The following is a 15,760-nucleotide window of genomic DNA, read 5'->3' as shown; positions in this document are numbered from 1 at the left end:
GCTATTTGCTGCGCGCGAAGGCGAGGCCGATCCCGGCCGCGATCAGCAACGCGCCCGAAATCCGGTTTTGCGCCCGGGCATGGGTGGCCAACAACTGCCGCGCGCGTCCCGCCGTCAGCGCCCATCCGATATCGACGACGCAGACAATGGCGAGAAACGTCGCCGACAGGATCGCCATTTGCGGACCGATCGCCCGGCTCGGATCGACGAACTGGGGAAAGAACGCGCCGAGAAAAAACAGCACCTTGGGATTGGTGAGGGCGACGACCAGCGCGCGGCCGAAAATCTTGCGGCGCGACACGACGCGGGCGGCAACTTCCGACAAATCGGGAATCGGGGCCCGCCACTGGACGACGCCGAGGTACACGAGATAAGCGACGCCGACCCAACGGATCGCGTCGAACCACCGACCCGCGCCGGCGAGCAGTTCCGCCATGCCGAACGCCGTGAGGGCGATCTGCGCGGCCATGGCCGAACTGGTCCCGGCGACCGTGAGCAGGCCGTAGCGCGACCCGAAAGCGACGCTGTTGCCGACGATCAGCGCGACGTTCGGTCCGGGCGTGAGCATGAGGACCGCGACGGCGAGGACGAAAGCCGAGAAGAGGCCGGGATCGATCATGACGCGGACGCCTCGTCGGCCCAGGCGGCAAGCGCATCGGCGAGCCGTTTCGCGCTCGCGGGATCGAGGTCGAGGAGCGTGAAGCGGCTTCCTTCCTTGATCCTGACCCGGAGCAGGTTGAGGCCGCCCTCGTACTCGACCTTCTGGAGGGCGATTTTCTTGCCCCAGGGCGCGTCGAAAGCATCGATTTCGCCGCGAATGGTGTAAAGCGCCACGGAAGCCTCCTTCTGCGTTCTCAAACCGTCGCGATCCGGTCGTAGCTGCGCGCCCGCCAGACCAGCCGCTTATGCGCCGCGTCGTCGCGAAACGCGGTGCGCCCATGCAGCACGTTGTTGCAGATGACGCCTTCGCCCGGCTCGAGGCGATGGCGGACCACATAGGGCGAGGCGGGATCGTCGAGGATATCGGTCAACGCCTCGGCGGCGGCGCGCACGCGCGCGTCGTCGAGCCAGACGATGCTGCGGGTCCGCGCGGTGTAGCGCATGTGCAACGCGCCGCTCGCCGGATCGACCGAAAAGACGGGGCCCGTGCGCGCGGGGCGCGGTTCGCGCCCGTCGGCTTCGTCGGCGGGGACGGTCATGGCTTCGGGATGGAAGAGCGCGGCGACCAGGTCCGGGTCGCGCTCGCGCAGCAGGATGTAGACGATCTCGTGGTCCATGATCCGGCTTTCGCCGCCTTCGGCCGCGCTCTGTTCGCAGTGGAGCAGGAAGCCCCGGATCTGGCGATCGGGCGCGTTGTAGTAGCCGTCGGTGTGCCATTGAATCGGGCGGTCGGTATAGGGGATGTAGCGCTTCGCGCCGCCTTTCCGCACGGTTACCTGGCTGAGGCCGTCGTCGTCGGCCATGGGGTTGGAATCGAGCCGGCGTAGACCGAACGCCCGGGCGAGGCCCTGGGCGACGTCGCGCCCCGGCATGCCTTTCGCCGGCGTCCGGTATAGAAAAAAATTTGTGCATCGCACAATTTCAGCGGCTTCGGCGCGCTCGGAGCCCGAGGGGTCGATCGGGTCGGCTATTCTCACAAAAAATCTTTCCTTATTAAAAGGATATGCGGATAGCTTCATATCACGCCAACGGGCGTATGGCGCTTTTTCCGCGAGCGCGAAAGGACCTTGCGTGGGCAGGTTGGAATCCATGCGAACAAAAACCATATGTGCAAAGGCACATTAAGAATATTGCATATTAGATTTTAGTCACCTATGATCCATCGTCTATCGTTCGATTGGTTAGGCCGGCTGCACCTGATTCACATTCGCAGGTCGACCGCGCCGGGAGCAAGTGCACGTTATTTTTTACGCGCGCCGCGAGGGAGGAACCAATGGCTCAAGATACCACCGCCAAGTCCGGCAAGGCGATGCCGGCGACCCCGTTACTCGATCAGCTCGAAAGCGGCCCTTGGCCGAGTTTCGTCACCGGCTTGAAGCGCCTCGCCCAGTCCGAGGACAAACAATACGCGCCGATGATGAAGGACCTGCTCGGCCAGCTCGAGCACTCCTACGAAACGCGCAAGGGTTATTGGAAAGGCGGCACGGTCGGCGTGCGCGGCTACGGTGCCGGCATCATCCCTCGTTTCTCGGAAGTGCGCGAGAAGTTCCCCGAATCCTCCGAATTCCACACCTTCCGCGTCCAGCCGCCGGCGGGCATGCATTACGACACCGCCACCATGCGCAAGCTGTGCGACATTTGGGAAAAGTACGGCTCCGGGCTGATCGCCTTCCACGGCCAGTCGGGCGACATCATGTTCCAGGGCATCCGGACCGACAAGGTTCAGGCCTGCTTCGACGAACTGAACGAGATCGGCTTCGACCTCGGTGGCGCGGGCGCGGGCGTGCGCACGTCCATGAGCTGCGTCGGCGCCGCGCGCTGCGAGCAGTCCTGCTATAACGAGCAGAAGGCGCACCGGATGACGATCAACTCGCTGCTCGAGGAGATGCACCGGCCGGCGCTGCCCTACAAGTTCAAGTTCAAGTTCTCCGGCTGCGCCAACGACTGCGTCAATGCCTCGCACCGGTCCGACTTCGCCGTGCTCGGCACCTGGGCCGACGACATGCAGGTCGATCAGGACGAGTTCAAGAAGGCGGTCAAGCAGCGCGGCCGCAAGGAAATCATCGACCAGGTCATCAATATGTGCCCGACCCGGGCGCTGAGCCTGAACGACGACGATACCCTCGACGTCGACAACAAGAGCTGCGTGCGCTGCATGCACTGTATCAACGTGCTGACCAAGGCGCTGAAGCCGGGCAAGGTACGCGGCGCGACGGTGCTCGCGGGCGGCAAGCGTTCGCTCAAGATCGGCGATCTGATGGGTACCGTGCTGGTGCCATTCATGCGTCTCGAAACCGAGGAAGACTACGAAAAGCTCGTCGATCTCGGCCGCCGCGTGCTCGAGTTCTGGGCGGAAAACGCCCTCGACCACGAGCGCCTGGGCGAGATGATCGAGCGCATCGGCCTGGTCAACTTCCTCGACGGCATCGGCCTCGAACCCGACGCCAACATGGTCATCCATCCGCGCACCAGTTCCTACGTCCGCCTCGATGGCTGGGACGAGGAAGTGGAAAAGTGGAAGGCGCGCCAAGCCGCCAAGGCGTCGGCCGAGGCACCCAAAGCCGCCGCCGCCGAATAACCCCATCCGACCGGGACCGACAGCCATGAGCCAACCGCAAGCGCCGACCCCGCAAGCCACCCCGCAAATGCAGGCGCCCAAGGCACCGCCGCCGCGCATGCCCGACGAATGCGGCGTGCCCGACCCGATGCCCTTGATGCATCCATTGATGCGCAAGAACTTCGGCCAGTGGGCGTGGCACGACCGGCCGCGGCCGGGCGTACTCCATCACGTCGCCAAGAACGGCGATCAGCTGTGGACCGTGAAGGCGGGAACCCAGCGGCAGATGGACGTCTACACCATCCGCAAAATTTGCGAAATCGTCGACAAGTACGGCGAAGGGCACATGCGCTTCACGGCGCGTTCCAACATCGAGATCGGCGTCGCCGACGAAAAGAAGGTGGCGCCCCTGATTGAAAAGCTGGAAGCCGAAGGCTTCCCGGTCGGCGGCACCGGCAATTCGGTATCCATGATCTCCCACACCCAAGGGTGGCTGCACTGCGACATCCCCGGCACCGACGCCTCGGGCGTGGTCAAGGCGCTGATGGACGAGCTCTACGAAGAGTTCAAGAAAGAGGAAATGCCCAACCGGGTCAAAATCACGACCTCGTGCTGCCAGATCAACTGCGGCGGCCAGGGCGACATCGCCATCAACGTCCAGCACACCAAGCCGCCCAAGATCAACCACGATCTGGTCGCCAACGTGTGCGAACGCCCGGCGGTGATCGCGCGCTGCCCGGTCGCCGCGATCCGTCCGGCGCTGGTCAACGGCAAGCCCTCGCTTGAGGTCGACGAACGCAAGTGCATCTGTTGCGGCGCGTGCTATCCGCCGTGCCCGCCGATGCAGATCAACGACCCGGAAAACTCCAAGCTCGCGATCTGGGTCGGCGGCAAGCATTCCAGCACCCGCTCGAAGCCGGCGTTCCACAAGCTGGTGGCGGCCGGACTGCCCAACAACCCGCCGCGCTGGCCCGAGGTCGCCCAAGTGGTCAAAACCATCCTCTACGCCTACAAGGAAAACGCCCGGGCGTGGGAGCGGATGAACGAATGGATCGACCGCATCGGCTGGCCCCGGTTCTTCGAGTTGACCGGTCTGCCGTTCACCAAGTACCACATCGACGATTGGCGCGGCGGCCGGGCGAGCCTGAACGCTTCCAGTCACGTGCACTTCTGAGGCCGCGACGATTCGTACCCCGATGGCGAGAGGCCATCGGGGCGCGACCTGAAGCGTCGGCATTATCGAACAGACCGAGATCGCGGCGATGAAATTCGGCATTCTGGTCAACGAAGGACCGTTCAACCACCAGGCCTCCGATTCGGCCTATCAGTTCGCCAAGGCCGCGATCGCCAAGGGCCACCAGGTGATGCGCGTGTTCTTCTATTACGACGGCGTCAACAACGCCAACAAGCTGTCCGAACCGCAATCGGATGACCGCAACCTGGTCAAGCTGTGGGGCGATATGGCGAAGGCGCACAAGGTGGACCTGGTGGTGTGCGTCGCGGCGGGCCTGCGCCGGGGCATCAAGGACCAGGTCCTGGCGGAAGGGTTCCGGATTTCGGGCCTTGGCCAGTTGACCGAGCTCGGCATCGCCGCCGACCGCCTGCTGGTGTTCGGCGACTGAGGGAGAAAGCGCGATGAGCGAAGAACCCGTTTTCGAAACCGAAGGCGTCGTCAAGAAGTTCATGTTCGTGAACCGCAAGGCGCCCTATGGTACCATCTACCCGCTCGAGATTCTGGAATCGGTGCTGATTTCGGCCGCTTTCGACCAGGACACGTCGGTCGCTTTCCTCGACGACGGCGTATTCCAGATCAAGAAGGGCCACGATCCCAAGGAACTCGGCATGAAGAACTTCTCGCCGACGTTCCGCGCCCTCGCGGGCTACGACATCGAGAAGCTCTACGTCGAGAAGGAATCGATGGAAGCGCGCGGGCTGACGCCCGACGATTTCGTGGTCAAGGTGCAGGTCGTGCCCGCGGCCGAGCTCGGCAAGCTGATGGCCGAGCAGGACGTTCTGATCACCGGCTGAATCGAGGCGCATCGCGCATGCTGCACACGGTCAACAAATCGCCCTTCGAGCGCAACGCGCTCGATTCCTGCCTCCGACTCGCGGCCCCGGGCAGCGCGATCCTGCTGATCGAGGACGGCGTCTACGGGGCGCTTGCGGGAACGGCCCAATCGGCCAAGGTCGAGGCCGCGACCCGGACCCATGACATCTACGTTCTGGGGCCGGACCTCAAGGCGCGCGGTCTGGAAGAAACCCGGGTCATCGGCGGAATCAAGGTCGTCGATTACGGCGGGTTCGTCGACCTCGCCGTTGCCAAGAGAACGGTCAATTCGTGGCTTTGAACCACTTCAGCCGCTAGCGCGGTCCAACATCGCAGAGAGAGGAGACTGTATCGTGCCATACACCGTTAACGGAAACACCATCGAGACCGATGAAGAGGGCTATCTCACAGACCTCAGTATCTGGAGCAAAGAAATCGCCGCGGCTATCGCCCAGGCCGAGAACGTCAACATGACCGACGAGCACTGGGAAGTGGTCAACTTCCTGCGCGACTACTACAACGAATACCAGATCGCCCCGGCGATCCGCGTGCTGACCAAAGCGATGAAAGAAAAGTTCGGACCGGAGAAGGGCAACAACAAGTACCTTTACGACCTGTTCCCCTACGGGCCGGCCAAGCAGGCGTGCAAAATCGCCGGCCTGCCCAAGCCGACCGGTTGCGTCTGAGCGCGCCAAGGGCCGGAAGCACGCAACGCTTCCGGCCGAAAGGTCCAGGCATGGGCGCGTCCCGCCGCTAGGCGGGCGCAGGCGCAAGACGCGCATCCGGCCGCGCCAGGAGTATGGACATGACCGCGCTGACCGTCACCTATGCCCTTCTCTTCTACGCGGCGACGGCGGTGTTCGGCCTCGGCCTCGCTTACCGGATTTGGCTCTACGCGAAGACTCCCGCGCCGCTCAAGATTCCGACCCCGCCCGCGCCGCTGACCAAAAGCGGGGTCGCCTTCCGCCTCGCGCGCGAAGTCGTCTTGTTCGAAAGCCTGTTCAAGTCGAACAAGTGGATCTGGCTGTTCGCCGCCCTGTTCCACGCGGCGCTGGTGCTCGTCCTGCTGCGCCATCTGCGTTATTTCCAGGAGCCCGTCTGGGAATGGGTCAAGCTGATCCAGCCCTTCGGCCTATACGCCGGTTTCGCCATGGTCGCCGGGCTCGCCGGGTTATGGGCGCGCCGGTTCCTGGTCGAGCGGGTGCGCTATATCTCGTCCCTTTCCGATCACCTGATGCTGGCGCTGCTGGCCGGCATCGGGCTTTCCGGGCTGGCGCTCAAATACGTGGAGCGGACCGATATCGTCGCCCTCAAGGCGTTCGCCCTCGGCCTGATGCGGTTCGATTGGCAGCCGTTGCCGGCGGAACCCTTCCTTCTCGTTCATCTCGCCTTGGTCGCGGTGCTGATGATCGTGTTTCCGTTCAGCAAGCTCCTGCACGCGCCCGGCGTGTTCTTCAGCCCGACCCGCAATCAGGTCGACGATGCGCGCTCGCGCCGCCATCTCGCGCGCTGGGCGGCGGCGCTCGACCAGGGCCGGCCCTAGGGAATCCCATTCATGGCCGCGCCCCAATACACCAAGCCCGAGTTGACGGACGATCTCGTGATTCCGGCCATTGCGGAAAATGCGATGGCGCACTCCAAGCCGTTTGTCGCCAAGCCGGAACACCAGCAGCCGCTCGGCTTTCCGGGGGAGTTGGTCGAGGATTGGCACGACAAGGCGATCGCCAAGATGGGCGAGTTGCTGGAACGCTCGCGCGCGCTCCGGGTCTTTCTCGACTCTTGCGTCAAGTGCGGCGCCTGCACCGACAAGTGCCACTATTTCCTCGGCACCGGCGATCCCAAGAACATGCCGGTCGCGCGCCAGGACCTCCTGCGCCAGGTCTACCGCCGCCATTTCACGCTTGCCGGCCGGTTCTTTCCCGCGCTCGTCGGCGCCAAGGACTTGACGCGCGAAGTGCTCGACGACTGGTATTCCTATTTCCATCAGTGCTCGCAGTGCCGGCGCTGCGCGGTGTTCTGCCCCTACGGCATCGACACCGCGGAAATTTCCATGGCCGGGCGCGAGATCATGGACCACATCGGGATGGGCCAGAAGTACAGCAACGAAATCATCGGCAAGGTCCACAAGTTCGGCAACAACCTGGGTCTGCAGGAAAAGGCGCTGCGCGCGACGCTCGAAGGCCTTGAAGACGACATGGAAGAGGAAACCGGCGTGCGCATCCGGATTCCCCTGAACGAGAAAGGCGCCGAGGTCTTGCTGGTGACGCCGTCGGCGGATTTCTTCGCCTCGCCCCACATCGAAGGCTTGATGGGCTATGCCAAGGTGTTCCACCAGGCGGGCATCCGCTGGACGGTATCGTCGTTCGCCTCGGAGGCCGCCAATTTCGCCCTGTTCGTCGGCTCCTACGAGCAGATGCAAAAGATCGCGCTTCGCATCCGCCAGGCCGCGCTCGATCTCGGCGTCAAGCGCATCGTCTTCGGCGAATGCGGGCACGCCTGGCGCGTCGCCTACAGCTTCCTCAACACGCTCGCGGGCCCGTGGGATTTCCTCGATCCGGCCTACCCGACGCCGCAGCACATTTGCGAGCTTACCTACGACCTGATCCAGAAAGGTGTCATCACCTTCGACAAGTCCAAGAACGACGACAAGGTCATCACCTTCCACGATTCCTGCAACGTCGCGCGCGGCTCGCGCATGGGCGCGGAACCGGGCGGGCAGTTCCGCATTCCGCGCGAAATCATCAAGGCCTGCTGCAACAATTTCGTCGACATGCGCGCCGATACCATTGGCGAAAAGACCTTCTGTTGCGGCGGCGGCGGCGGGTTGCTCACCGACGACTTGATCGAGCTTCGGGTCAAGGGCGCCATGCCCCGGATGCAGGCGCTCAAGGAAGTCGTAACCGGGCGCGGCGTCACCCACATGGCCGCCATCTGCGCCATCTGCAAGAGTCAATTCACCAAGGTTCTGCCGGAATACGGCATGGACATGGACATGATCGTCAGCGTGCATCAGCTGGTGAGCAACGCGATCCGGATCGAACCGGCAAAGACGATGTAATTCGGAATTCAGTGAAAGGGACGCGCCATGAACGTTGAAACGCCGAAAAAGGCCGAGAAGGCTCTGACCTACCGCCGTTACGAGGACGGCAAGAACAAATGGCGCGACCTGCAGCACCAGATTTTCCAGGCGAGCTGGTCGCACAAGTGCCCGACCTACGTGCACCGCACGCCGCCGTGTCAGGGCAGCTGCCCCTCCGGCCACGACATTCGCGGCTGGCTTCAGATCGCGCGCGGCATCGACAAACCGCCGGTCGCCGGCATGACGTGGCAGGAATACGCGTTCCGGCGCATGGCCAAGGCCAATCCGTTTCCCTCGGTCATGGGCCGGGTGTGTCCGGCGCCATGCGAAACCGGCTGCAACCGCAACGCGGTCGACGACTTCGTCGGCATCAACGGGGTCGAGCAGTATGTCGGCGACTGGGCGATCCATCACAATATGACCTTCACCAAGCCGGAAAAGGAAACCGGCAAGAAGGTCGCCATCATCGGCAGCGGCCCGGCGGGCATGTCGGCGGCGCTTTACTTGCGCGAACGCGGCCACGGCGTGACGCTGTTCGAATCGCAACCCGAACTCGGCGGCATGATGCGCTACGGCATTCCCGGTTACCGCACGCCGCGCGACATGCTCGACGCCGAGATCAAGCGCATCGTCGACACCGGCGTCGTGGTCAAGACTGGCGTGCGCGTCGGCAAGGACGTGCCGGTCGAACAACTGGAGCGCGATTTCGACGCCATCTTCTGGGCGATCGGCGCGCAAGTCGGTCGCCCCCTGCCGGTGCCCGGCTGGGACGCGCCCAACTGCATCGCCGGCGTGGAATTCCTGCGCGCCTTCAACGAAGGCCGGCTCAAGGTCGTGGCCAAGCGCGTGGTGGTGGTCGGCGGCGGCGACACCTCGATCGACGTCGCCTCGGTCGCCCGCCGGCTCGGCTACATCTCCCACGGCCGCGACGTTCCCGCGCCGGAAGCGGTCGTTCACGGTCATACCGCCCAGGACGTCGCCGGCGTCATGCGGCGCGAAGGGGTCAAGGCGGTGCTGACCTCGCTTTTCCCCGTCGAGCAGATGACCGCGGCGGCGCGCGAGCGCGAGGACGCCATGCGCGAAGGCGTCGAGATCAAGGGCGGCGTGATGCCGCTTGAGGTACTCAAGGGGCCGGACGGCCGCGCGCGCGCGCTGAAAATGTGCCAGTGCACCATGAAGGGCATGACCCCGGTGCCGACGCCGGGCACCGAATTCGAAATCGAGTGCGACTTGATCGTTTCGGCCATCGGCCAGGGCGGCGACCTCAAGGGCATGGAAAGCTTCGACAACGGCAGGGGCCTGATGACGGTCGAAAGCACCTACCAGGTCAAGGACAAGCCCAAACACTTCGCCGGCGGCGACATCGTGCGTCCGCATCTGCTCACCACCGCGATCGGGCACGCCGGGATCGCGGCCGAATCCATCGACCGGTTCCTCGCCGGCCAGGATCTCGGCAAGCGGCCCAAGGTGGACAAGCGCCGGTTCAATCTGCTCGACGAACTGCGCCAGCGTAAATTGGAGCCGGGCGAGTACGACCACAAGGAAACGCGGGGAACCTCGGACGCGAATTTTGCGGTCCACAACTACGAAGACCGTTCGTTCGTCGAAATCATCAAGCACGACGACATGTTCCTCGGTCATTTCCCCTACGTCGAGCGGGCCAAGCGCAAGGAAATCCATATCGTCGCGGACGAGGTGATCGGAAATTTTCAGGAACGCATCGTCAATTACACCGAGGAACAAGCCATCGCCGAAGGCAAGCGCTGCATGTCCTGCGGCATGTGCTTCGAGTGCGACAACTGCGTGGTGTTCTGCCCGCAGACGGCGGTGTTTAGGGTGAAGAAAGACAAGCGGGCCATGGGGCGCTACGTCGACACCGACTACAAGAAGTGCATCGGCTGCCACATCTGCGCCGACGTCTGCCCGACCGGGTACATCGAAATGGGGCTTGGCGAATAGCCGGGGAAGGAACGGATGACTTCAGGCGCATGCGGCATTATCCTCGCGGGATGACCTTCGACGCAGGGAGAGCGCCATGACGTCCCCGACCTACACGTCCAAGCCCGGCCGGCCCCCCAGCTACTTCCGGTACAAGGAAGGCGAAAGCGCCTGGAGCGACCTTCAGGAGAACGTGTTCCAGGCGGGCTGGTCGCACAAATGTCCGATCTATGTGCACCGCGCGCCGCCGTGCCAAGGCAGTTGCCCTTCCGGGCACGACATCCGCGGCTGGCTCCAGATTGCGCGCGGGCTGGACAAACCGCTCGACAAGGGAACGCCCTGGCAGGAATACGCCTTCCGCCGGATGGTCGAAGCCAATCCCCTTCCAGCGGTGATGGGCCGGGTCTGCCCCGCCCCGTGCGAGGCCGGTTGCAACCGTAACGAGCTCGAGGAGCAAGTCGGCATCAACGCCGTCGAGCAGTACGTCGGCGACTGGGCGCTCGCCCACAAGCTCGGCTTTGCCGGGCCGGAGCGGGAAAGCGGCAAGCGCGTCGCCATCATCGGCGGCGGGCCGGCCGGGCTTGCGGCCGCCTATTTCCTCCGCCGGCTCGGGCACGGGTGCACGATCTTCGAATCCTATTCGTCGCTCGGCGGCATGATGCGGTTCGGCATTCCCGGCTATCGCACGCCCAAGGACGTGCTCGACGGCGAGATCAAGCGCATCGTCGATCTGGGCGTCGAGGTAAAGATAGGCGTGCGGGTCGGCAAGGACGTCTCGGTCGAACAACTGGAACGCGGTTTCGACGCCGTGTTCTGGGCGATCGGCGCGCAAACCGGCAAGCCGATCGCGATTCCGGGCGCGGAGGCGCCCAACTGCGTCGACGGCATCTCGTTCTTGCGCGCCTTCAACGAAGGCCGCCTGCAGCATCTTTCCGGGCGGGTGCTGGTGATCGGCGCCGGCGACACCGCGATGGACGTGGCCGCGGTCGCGCGCCGGATCGGCCATATCCACAGCATCCATCCGCACGACAGGCCGGAGAATGTGATCCTCGGCCAGACCGCCCACGATGTAGCCACCGCGGCGCGCCGCCAGGGCGCCGAAGTGTGGATTATCTACCGCCGGCCGATCAGCCAGGCACCGGCGAGCAAGCACGAACTCGCCGCCGTGCTTGCCGAGGGCGTGCAAATCCGCGAAAGCCTCGTCCCGGTGGAGGTAACCCGCGATTCCGAAGGCCGGGCGCGGGCGCTCAAGGTCTCGCCGGTCGACTGGGAGGCGGGCAAGATGAAGCTCCGCGCCGGCGAGGAGTTCGAGATCGACTGCACCCTGATCGTCGGCGCCACCGGCCAAGCCGGCGATTTCGCCGGCTTCGAGGCGTTCGACAACGGCCGCGGCCTGATGAACGCCGACCGGAACTACCGCCTCGCCGGGCAGAGGAAGCATTTCGCCGGCGGCGACGTGATCGTGCCCAATCTACTCACCACCGCGATCGGCCACGCGCGCATCGCGGCCGAGGGGATCGACCGCTACCTGCGCGGCGAAGAACTGCCGAAGCGGCCCAAGGTCGATGTCCACCATTTCAGCCTGCTCGAGGAACTGCGCGCTCATCACATCGAACCGGGCGAATACGATCATACCGAAGTGCACGGTACCGACCGCTCTTCCTTTGCCGTCCACAATTACGAAGACCGTTCGTTCATCGAGATTATCACGCACGAAAAGCTCTTCCTCGGCCATTTCGGCCACGTTCCGCGCCGCCGCCGGGCCGAGGTCGCGATCGACGCCGACAACGTGCTCGGCAACTTCCAGGAACGGTTCAACGGGTTGTCCGAGCAAGATACGATCGCCGAAGCCGACAGATGCATGTCCTGCGGGATGTGCTTCGAATGCGACAATTGCGTGATTTATTGTCCACAGACCGCCATCGACCGGGTGAAGAAGGATCAATACGCCATCGGTCGCTACGTCGACACCGACTACAAGAAGTGCATCGGCTGCCACATCTGCGCTGATGTCTGCCCGAGCGGCTACATCCAGATGGGTCTTGGCGAGTTGTGAAGGGAACGATGGCGGGATATCGCGCGCTCGTTCGACTTCTGATGGCTGCCGTTCTGGCGGCCGTCGTCGGGACGGCTTTTGCCGCCGACGCCCCGCGCACGCCGGTGCCGAAACCGCCCAAGGCGGCGAAGGGAACCGAATGCGTCGAGCCGGTCGCCGACATGCGCCGCAACCACATGGTCTATCTCGATCACGAGCGCGACGAAACCGTGCACAAGGGCATTCGCGGCCGCAAGCACAGCCTTAAAGGTTGCGTCGAATGCCACGCCGTACCGGCTGCCGCCGTGGGTGGCGCGCGCACGGTCGGGCCATTCTGCGCCGAATGCCACCGCTACGCCGCGGTCACGATCGATTGCTTCGGTTGCCACGCGACGACGCCGGAGACCCAGGCCGCGTCCGCGCCGGCGAGAAAATCTCCATGACCGGCGCGGCGACCATGGAACTTACGCGCCGCGCCCTGTTGCAAGGCGCGGCGGCGACGGTCGTCGCGTTGGCGCCGGGCGTGACCCTGCTGCTCGGGCCGGCCCCTTCCGAAGCGCGCGCACCCGGCACGCCAGTTTCCGCGAAAACCCGCTGGGGCCTGCTGGTGGACGTGTCCCGGTACGCGGAAGTGGCCGATACGGTGGTCGAGGCCTGCCGCACGGAAAACGGCTGGACCGGCCACGGCCGGCCGCTCACCGATCCGCAGTGGGTTCGCAACGTCACGCTCAACGATCCCCGGACCGGGGCGGTGCGAACGCTGCCGGTGATGTGCCAGCATTGCGAACACCCGCCTTGCGTCGACGTATGCCCGACCGGGGCGTCGTTCCGCCGCGCCGACGGCGTTGTCTTGGTCGATAAGCATATCTGCATCGGTTGCCGCTATTGCATGATGGCGTGCCCGTTCGGCGTGCGGTTTTTCGTGCACGAGAACGTCACCGGGCAGAAACCGCACGCGCCGCGCGGCAAGGGCACGGTCGAATCGTGCACGCTCTGCGTCCATCGGCTCGACGCCGGGCGCCGCCCGGCCTGCGTCGAGGCGGCCGAGCGGAAAAGCCCCGGCGCCATGATCTTCGGCGATCTCAACGACCCGAATAGCGAGATCGCCCGCGCGGTCGGCCGCCACGTGGCGCTGCGGCTCCGCGCCGACCTCGGGCTCGACCAGGGCGTGTTCTACAAGGGATTGAACGGATGACCGCCGCCGCGCGCATCGAATTTCGCGAACATCCGGGTTGGGGACGCGGGTTCCTGACGCTGGCCGGCGCGCTCGGCCTGCTCGTTCTCGGCGGATTGGGCGGTGCCCACGTCATGGAAAGCGAAGGCCACTGGGTCACCGGCATGTCGAACCGGATCGTGTGGGGAACGCCGCACGTGTTCGCGGTGTTCCTGATCGTCGCCGCATCCGGCGCGCTCAACGTCGCGTCCATTTCCTCGGTCTTCGGCCGGGAGCTCTATAAGCCGCTCGCGCGGCTCTCCGGCGTGCTCGCGGTTTCGCTGCTGGCCGGCGGGCTCGCGGTGCTGGTGCTCGACCTCGGCCGGCCCGACCGGCTGATCGTCGCCATGACCGTCTATAACTTCAAATCGATCTTCGCCTGGAACATCTTTCTCTACACCGGCTTCTTCGCGGTGGTGATCGTCTATCTCTGGATGATGATGGAAAAGCGCATGAACCGGTTCTCGAAGCCGGTCGGCACGTTCGCGTTTCTCTGGCGGTTGGTGTTGACCACCGGCACCGGGTCGATCTTCGGGTTTCTGGTCGCGCGCCAGGCTTACGACACGGCGGTGATGGCGCCCATGTTTATTGCCATGTCGCTCGCTTTCGGGCACGCGATCTTCTTGCTGGTGGTGATGGCGGCCTCGGCCGGGACCGGGCGGCCGCTCGGCGACGAGGTGGTGCGCCGGCTCAAGAACCTGCTCGGCATCTTCCTCGCCGCGACCCTCTATTTCGTCGCCGTCCAGCACTTGACCAACCTCTACATCGCGGAGCGGCAGGGGGTCGAACGGTTCCTGCTGGCCGAAGGAGGCATCTACACCTGGCTCTTCTGGGTCGGCCACGTCGGGATCGGTTGCCTTGTGCCGATCGCGCTGGTGTTCGCACCGGCGACCGCGTCGTCGCGCGGCGCCGCCGGGCTCGCCGCCGTCCTTGCCGTGGTCGGGGGAATCGCCCAGATTTACGTGATCATCATCGGCGGCCAGGCCTACCCGTTGGTTCTGGTGCCGGGTATGGAAGCGGCGGGATCGGTGCTCGATGCCGGCATCGCCCCCTACGTCCCGAGCGTCTACGAAATCGCGCTCGGCCTCGGCGGCGTCGGGTTGGCGCTGCTGCTGGCGACGATCGCGATCAAGGTTCTGCCGGTCCTGCCGGAATCGCTTGCCGACGTTCCGGCGAAGTAAGAAGTAACATGAGAGAGGCGGATTCGTGAGCAACACGGAGCACCCTTTCGCCAAGTACGTGCGTACCATCGCGCGCGGGCCCACGCTTTCCCGCCCGTTGACCGCCGAGGAGGCGCTGGAGGCGACGCGAATGATTCTCCGGGGCGAGGTCGAGCCGATGCAGCTCGGCGCGTTCCTCTGCGTGCTGCGGGTGCGGACCGAGGACGCGGGCGAAGGCGAAGGCTTCGTGCGCGCGGTCAAGGAAACGATCCGCGTGCCGGAAGGGGCGTGTGCCGACCTCGACTGGTCGGCTTACGCCGGCAAGAAACGCCAGTTGCCGTGGTTCATGCTGTCGGCGCTGCTGCTCGCGGGTGCGGGGGTGCGCGTGCTGATGCACGGCACCGAGGGCCACACGCCGGGGCGCGTTTACGCGCGCGAGACGCTCGCCGCGCTCGGCGTTCCGGTCGCCTTTTCGCTTGAGGACGCCGCGCGCCAGATCGCCGAGCGCAACTTCGCCTACCTGCCGCTCGAAGCGTTCAGCCCGCGTCTGCAGGAAATCATCGAACTGAAGGCGATCATCGGCGTGCGCTCGCCGGTCAACACTTTCGCGCGCATGATCAACCCGTTCGATGCGCCCTATTCGATCCAGTCCATCTTCCATCCCAACTACCGCGAAATTCACCGCGACGTCTGTCTCCGGCTCGGCCAGCCGCACATGGTCGTGTTCAAGGGGGAAGGCGGCGAGATCGAGCGCCGCCCGGAAAAGCCGGTCGAGGTGCAGCATCTCCATCAAGGCGCGAAGTTCGACGAAGATTGGCCGGCGATCGAGGGCCTCGCGCGCGCGCCGCACGAGGAAACGATGGATTTATCCCGGCTCGCGGCCTTGTGGCGCGGCCAGGACAAGGACTCCTACGCGGAAGCGGTGGTGATCGGTACCGCCGCCATCGCGCTCCGCCTGATGGGGCGCGCCGCCGAGCCGCGCGCGGCCGAAGCCGAAGCCCGGCGGCTTTGGAACGCGCGGCCGAACGAGATCCTGCCCCGGGCGTCGGCGCGGGCGGCTTAGGGTCCGGA

At 64.9% G+C, this 15,760-nt stretch carries 17 protein-coding genes; 14 read left to right on the top strand and 3 right to left on the bottom strand.

Going from position 1 to position 15,760, the window contains the following annotated elements; translation table 11 throughout:
* Position 1: 1 nt before the first annotated feature.
* The 3 genes from FJ311_00330 to FJ311_00320 are packed head-to-tail and all read right to left on the bottom strand — an operon-like array spanning position 2 to position 1,751.
* Positions 2–619 (bottom strand): LysE family translocator, encoded by a 618-nt coding sequence (locus FJ311_00330; GenBank protein ID MBM3949883.1) that lies wholly within the window; start codon positions 617–619, stop codon positions 2–4.
* Complete coding sequence (locus tag FJ311_00325; GenBank protein MBM3949882.1) at positions 616–819, bottom strand: hypothetical protein; 204 nt, start codon at positions 817–819, stop codon at positions 616–618. The genes FJ311_00330 and FJ311_00325 overlap by 4 nt, the downstream gene beginning before the upstream one ends.
* Before the next feature lie 35 nt (positions 820–854).
* Entirely contained in the window at positions 855–1,751 is an 897-nt protein-coding gene (locus tag FJ311_00320) for a TauD/TfdA family dioxygenase (protein ID MBM3949881.1), read from the bottom strand.
* 218 nt (positions 1,752–1,969) lie between these two features.
* On the opposite strand from FJ311_00320, the gene dsrA reads away from it, so the two are divergent.
* The 14 genes from dsrA (at position 1,970) to FJ311_00250 (ending at position 15,752) form a co-directional block, all read left to right on the top strand.
* The gene (gene dsrA, locus FJ311_00315) at positions 1,970–3,238 is read left to right on the top strand and encodes a dissimilatory-type sulfite reductase subunit alpha (GenBank protein MBM3949880.1); all 1,269 of its coding nucleotides are present in this window, start codon (positions 1,970–1,972) and stop codon (positions 3,236–3,238) included.
* Between the two features lie 136 nt (positions 3,239–3,374).
* A complete protein-coding gene (gene dsrB / locus FJ311_00310) occupies positions 3,375–4,391 on the top strand; it encodes a dissimilatory-type sulfite reductase subunit beta (GenBank protein ID MBM3949879.1) in 1,017 nt (338 codons plus the stop codon).
* Positions 4,392–4,479: 88 nt separating this feature from the next.
* Positions 4,480–4,839, top strand: a complete 360-nt coding sequence (gene tusD / locus FJ311_00305) for a sulfurtransferase complex subunit TusD (protein MBM3949878.1) — start codon at positions 4,480–4,482, stop codon at positions 4,837–4,839.
* 13 nt (positions 4,840–4,852) lie between these two features.
* Positions 4,853–5,245: a sulfurtransferase complex subunit TusC gene (gene tusC, locus FJ311_00300; GenBank protein MBM3949877.1), complete on the top strand. Its 393-nt coding sequence runs from the start codon at positions 4,853–4,855 to the stop codon at positions 5,243–5,245.
* Positions 5,246–5,262: 17 nt separating this feature from the next.
* Positions 5,263–5,565 (top strand): sulfurtransferase complex subunit TusB, encoded by a 303-nt coding sequence (dsrH, locus tag FJ311_00295; GenBank protein MBM3949876.1) that lies wholly within the window; start codon positions 5,263–5,265, stop codon positions 5,563–5,565.
* A 52-nt stretch (positions 5,566–5,617) separates the two neighbouring features.
* Positions 5,618–5,950: a TusE/DsrC/DsvC family sulfur relay protein gene (gene tusE / locus FJ311_00290; GenBank protein MBM3949875.1), complete on the top strand. Its 333-nt coding sequence runs from the start codon at positions 5,618–5,620 to the stop codon at positions 5,948–5,950.
* A gap of 119 nt (positions 5,951–6,069) precedes the next feature.
* Positions 6,070–6,807 (top strand): nitrate reductase, encoded by a 738-nt coding sequence (locus tag FJ311_00285; GenBank protein ID MBM3949874.1) that lies wholly within the window; start codon positions 6,070–6,072, stop codon positions 6,805–6,807.
* A gap of 12 nt (positions 6,808–6,819) precedes the next feature.
* Positions 6,820–8,322 carry a (Fe-S)-binding protein gene (locus tag FJ311_00280; GenBank protein ID MBM3949873.1) on the top strand — a complete coding sequence of 501 codons (1,503 nt, stop codon included), beginning with the start codon at positions 6,820–6,822 and terminating at the stop codon, positions 8,320–8,322.
* 27 nt (positions 8,323–8,349) lie between these two features.
* Complete coding sequence (locus FJ311_00275) at positions 8,350–10,302, top strand: FAD-dependent oxidoreductase (GenBank protein MBM3949872.1); 1,953 nt, start codon at positions 8,350–8,352, stop codon at positions 10,300–10,302.
* 76 nt (positions 10,303–10,378) lie between these two features.
* Positions 10,379–12,337: a 4Fe-4S dicluster domain-containing protein gene (locus FJ311_00270; GenBank protein ID MBM3949871.1), complete on the top strand. Its 1,959-nt coding sequence runs from the start codon at positions 10,379–10,381 to the stop codon at positions 12,335–12,337.
* A gap of 8 nt (positions 12,338–12,345) precedes the next feature.
* Positions 12,346–12,759: an Hdr-like menaquinol oxidoreductase cytochrome c subunit gene (locus FJ311_00265; GenBank protein ID MBM3949870.1), complete on the top strand. Its 414-nt coding sequence runs from the start codon at positions 12,346–12,348 to the stop codon at positions 12,757–12,759.
* Positions 12,756–13,511, top strand: coding sequence for a 4Fe-4S dicluster domain-containing protein (locus FJ311_00260; GenBank protein ID MBM3949869.1), 756 nt, complete (start codon positions 12,756–12,758; stop codon positions 13,509–13,511). Before FJ311_00265 ends, FJ311_00260 begins: the two co-directional genes overlap by 4 nt.
* Complete coding sequence (locus tag FJ311_00255) at positions 13,508–14,710, top strand: molybdopterin oxidoreductase (protein ID MBM3949868.1); 1,203 nt, start codon at positions 13,508–13,510, stop codon at positions 14,708–14,710. The genes FJ311_00260 and FJ311_00255 overlap by 4 nt, the downstream gene beginning before the upstream one ends.
* Positions 14,711–14,735: 25 nt before the next feature.
* Entirely contained in the window at positions 14,736–15,752 is a 1,017-nt protein-coding gene (locus FJ311_00250; GenBank protein MBM3949867.1) for a glycosyl transferase family protein, read from the top strand.
* The last annotated feature ends 8 nt before the right edge of the window (positions 15,753–15,760 follow it).

It is taken from the genome of Rhodospirillales bacterium (assembly GCA_016872535.1).
GTDB lineage: Bacteria > Pseudomonadota > Alphaproteobacteria > Rhodospirillales > 2-12-FULL-67-15 > 2-12-FULL-67-15.
This window is presented reverse-complemented; position numbering and strand designations above follow the sequence as displayed.

Excerpts from the sequence above, each read along its gene's own strand:
- FJ311_00260 (MBM3949869.1), top strand. The coding sequence starts at position 12,756 with ATGACCGGCGCGGCGACCATGGAACTTACGCGCCGCGCCCTGTTGCAA.
- dsrB (MBM3949879.1), top strand. The coding sequence starts at position 3,375 with ATGCATCCATTGATGCGCAAGAACTTCGGCCAGTGGGCGTGGCACGAC.
- dsrH (MBM3949876.1), top strand. The coding sequence starts at position 5,263 with ATGCTGCACACGGTCAACAAATCGCCCTTCGAGCGCAACGCGCTCGAT.
- FJ311_00280 (MBM3949873.1), top strand. The coding sequence starts at position 6,820 with ATGGCCGCGCCCCAATACACCAAGCCCGAGTTGACGGACGATCTCGTG.
- FJ311_00270 (MBM3949871.1), top strand. The coding sequence starts at position 10,379 with ATGACGTCCCCGACCTACACGTCCAAGCCCGGCCGGCCCCCCAGCTAC.
- FJ311_00265 (MBM3949870.1), top strand. The coding sequence starts at position 12,346 with ATGGCGGGATATCGCGCGCTCGTTCGACTTCTGATGGCTGCCGTTCTG.
- tusD (MBM3949878.1), top strand. The coding sequence starts at position 4,480 with ATGAAATTCGGCATTCTGGTCAACGAAGGACCGTTCAACCACCAGGCC.
- FJ311_00275 (MBM3949872.1), top strand. The coding sequence starts at position 8,350 with ATGAACGTTGAAACGCCGAAAAAGGCCGAGAAGGCTCTGACCTACCGC.
- FJ311_00285 (MBM3949874.1), top strand. The coding sequence starts at position 6,070 with ATGACCGCGCTGACCGTCACCTATGCCCTTCTCTTCTACGCGGCGACG.
- dsrA (MBM3949880.1), top strand. The coding sequence starts at position 1,970 with ATGCCGGCGACCCCGTTACTCGATCAGCTCGAAAGCGGCCCTTGGCCG.
- FJ311_00320 (MBM3949881.1), bottom strand. The coding sequence starts at position 1,751 with ATGGATTCCAACCTGCCCACGCAAGGTCCTTTCGCGCTCGCGGAAAAA.
- FJ311_00330 (MBM3949883.1), bottom strand. The coding sequence starts at position 619 with ATGATCGATCCCGGCCTCTTCTCGGCTTTCGTCCTCGCCGTCGCGGTC.
- FJ311_00255 (MBM3949868.1), top strand. The coding sequence starts at position 13,508 with ATGACCGCCGCCGCGCGCATCGAATTTCGCGAACATCCGGGTTGGGGA.
- tusC (MBM3949877.1), top strand. The coding sequence starts at position 4,853 with ATGAGCGAAGAACCCGTTTTCGAAACCGAAGGCGTCGTCAAGAAGTTC.